This is a genomic window from Serratia plymuthica NBRC 102599 (assembly GCF_001590925.1).
GTDB lineage: Bacteria > Pseudomonadota > Gammaproteobacteria > Enterobacterales > Enterobacteriaceae > Serratia > Serratia plymuthica.
On sequence record NZ_BCTU01000076.1, the window covers coordinates 1 to 580 of the forward strand.

Below are 580 nucleotides of genomic sequence, written 5' to 3' on the forward strand. Positions count from 1 at the left end.
GATCAAGAGCTTCGCCTTGCGGCTGACCCCATCAATTAACCTTCCAGCACCGGGCAGGCGTCACACCGTATACGTCCACTTTCGTGTTTGCACAGTGCTGTGTTTTTATTAAACAGTTGCAGCCAGCTGGTATCTGCGACTGGCTTCAGCTCCGAGAGCAAGTCTCTTCACCTACGCGCCAGCGTGCCTTCTCCCGAAGTTACGGCACCATTTTGCCTAGTTCCTTCACCCGAGTTCTCTCAAGCGCCTTGGTATTCTCTACCTGACCACCTGTGTCGGTTTGGGGTACGATTCTGTGTTACCTGATGCTTAGAGGCTTTTCCTGGAAGCTTGGCATCAACTACTTCTGCACCGTGGTGCATCGTCATCACGCCTCAGGGTTGAATAAGAGAACGGATTTACCAATTCTCTCCCCCTACACGCTTAAACCGGGACAACCGTCGCCCGGCTAGCCTAGCCTTCTCCGTCCCCCCTTCGCAGTAACACCGAGTACAGGAATATTAACCTGTTTCCCATCGACTACGCCTTTCGGCCTCGCCTTAGGGGTCGACTCACCCTGCCCCGATTAACGTTGGACAGG

1 rRNA gene is annotated in these 580 nt (G+C 54.0%); it reads right to left on the reverse strand.

Going from position 1 to position 580, the window contains the following annotated elements:
- Positions 1-580, reverse strand: a 23S ribosomal RNA gene (locus tag SPL01S_RS24210); the annotation flags it as partial.